Source organism: Aeromonas molluscorum 848, assembly GCF_000388115.1.
GTDB lineage: Bacteria > Pseudomonadota > Gammaproteobacteria > Enterobacterales > Aeromonadaceae > Aeromonas > Aeromonas molluscorum.
Genome location: NZ_AQGQ01000272.1, coordinates 1 through 2,273, shown reverse-complemented (window position 1 = coordinate 2,273; position 2,273 = coordinate 1). Strand labels below are relative to the sequence as shown.

General features: G+C 65.0%; 1 protein-coding gene and 1 pseudogene. One reads left to right on the top strand and one right to left on the bottom strand.

Annotation, left to right across the window (positions count from 1 at the left end; genetic code table 11):
• Positions 1–1,036, top strand: a 1,036-nt coding sequence (locus G113_RS19850) for a glycerol dehydrogenase (RefSeq protein ID WP_005913213.1), incomplete at its 5' end; no start/stop codon positions are given.
• 97 nt (positions 1,037–1,133) lie between these two features.
• Here G113_RS19850 and G113_RS19845 read toward each other — a convergent pair.
• Positions 1,134–2,273, bottom strand: a pseudogene (locus G113_RS19845) (sigma 54-interacting transcriptional regulator); the annotation flags it as partial.

Genomic DNA, 2,273 nt, shown 5'->3' with positions numbered 1-2,273 from the left:
GGCCCTCGCCAACATCGGCAGCTACGTCAAGGCGCTCGGCACCAAGCCGCTCATCCTGGCCGACGATTTTGTCACCAAGCTGGTTGGCGACACCGTGGCCAGCAGCTTCCACGGCGTGGAGATCAAGCCAGAGTTCGACTGCTTCAACGGCGAGTGTTCACGTCCCGAGATAGACCGGCTGCTGGCTCGCTGCAACCAGACGCCGTTTGACGTCATCATCGGCATCGGTGGCGGCAAGACGCTCGATACCGCCAAGTCGGTCGCCTTCTACCTGAAGGTGCCGGTCGTCATAGTCCCCACCATCGCCTCGACCGATGCGCCAACCAGTGCGCTGGCGGTCATCTACACCCCGGAGGGGCAGTTCAGCGAATACCTGATGATCCCGACCAACCCCAACATGGTCATCATGGATACCGGTGTCGTCTCCCGTGCCCCGGTGCGGCTGCTGGTCTCCGGCATGGGGGATGCGCTCTCCACCTATTTCGAGGCGCGCGCCAACAAGGTCTCCGGCGGCAAGACCATGGCCGGCGGTGCTCCGACCCTGGCGGCCCAGGCCATCGCCGAGCTCTGCTACCAGACTCTGCTGGCCGATGGCTACAAGGCCAAGCTGGCGGTGGAGCAGGGGCTTTGCACCAAGGCGGTGGAGAACATCATCGAGGCCAACACCTACCTGAGCGGCATCGGCTTCGAGAGCAGCGGCCTGGCCGCCGCCCACGCCATCCACAACGGCCTGACCCAGCTTGATGAGTGTCACCACCTCTACCACGGTGAGAAAGTGGCGTTCGGTACGCTAGTGCAGCTGGTGCTGGAGAACGCGCCCATGGCGGAGATCGACACCGTGCTGGCCTTCTGCCGCTCGATTGGCCTGCCGACCAACCTGCATATGATGGGGGTCAAGGCGCTGGACATGGCGCGCCTGCTGGAGGTGGCCAAAGCCTCCACCGCCGAGGGCGAGACCATCCACAATATGCCGTTCAAGGTCACTGCCGAGGATGTGCTGGCGGCTATCGTCACCGCCCACCAACTGGGGCTGTAACCGCATCACGGCTGACCTTGTCATATAAAATGGCCCCGCAACTGCGGGGCCTTTTCATTTTCTTCTACGGGCCGATTTGCAATGGCCTGAATAACCGTCAGCCGTGATAGTCGGCGGGATCGATACCAATGAGCTTGAGCCGTCGCCAGAGGGTGGTGCGGCTGATGCCCAGATGCTGGGCCATCTGGCTGACCTGCCCCTTGCAGGCGTGTGCGCAGCGCAGTATGGCCTGGCGCTCCAGCTCCGCCAGGGTGAGCAGCGGCTGGCCCACGACTTCGTCGGCCAGCAATCTGTGGCCCTGTGAAATGGCGGCGGGAAGTGCCTCTGGCGGGATGACACCCTCATCACAATGGAGCAGCGCGTGGGCAAGGGCACTGCGCAGCTCCCCGAGATTGCCGGGCCAGGAGTAAGCCAGCAGGCAATCCAGGGCCGCGCGACTGAAGCGAGGGGCGGGCTCCCGGCCCTGAGCCTGAAGTTGTTGGGCAATGAGGGTGGGCAGGTCGGCGATGCGCTCGCGCAGGCTCGGCACCCAAAGCTCGCAACCCTGCAAGGCATAGAGCAGCTGGCGGCCGAACCGCCCCTCTTGCACCCTCTGTTCCAGGTCGGCGCTGCTGGTCGCCACTATCCTGACTCGCAGCGGCAGGAGGCGCGCCGAATCGAAGCGCTGGATCCGGCCGGTCTTGAGCAACTGCAAGAGAGCCGCCTGCATGGGGGCGGCCAGATATTCCACCTGTTCCAGCACCAGGGTGCCGCCATGGGCCAGCTCGAACTTGCCGGCCCGCTCCTGCCCCGCCTCGTCAGAGCCCATCAGCTCCAGCGCCATGCGCTCGCTTGGCAGTGCCTGGCAGTTGAGGCTGACGAGGGGGGCGGATGCTCGCTCGCTGGCGAAATGGATCGCCTCCGCCAGCCTGGCCTTGCCCACCTCCTCCTCGCCACGGATCAATATGGCCCCCTGACTGGAGGCTGCCTGGTGGGCCGAGCGCAGTAGCTTGGCCATGGCGCTGGACGCCCCGGTCAGGGTGGCGAGATCCTGCCCCGTCTGCCGTAACTGGCCGAGGGCCCTGAGCCGGTCCAGCGGGTGCAACAGGGCGATGAAACTGACCCCGTCCGGCCCTGGCAACGGCTTGAGGCTGATCAGGAGATGGATGAAGTCTCGCCCTGTTCCAAGGTGAGAGCCTGATGGCTGAGGGGCGTCTGTTGCTCAATGGCGAGACGCAGTCGCTGGGGCAATTGGCAG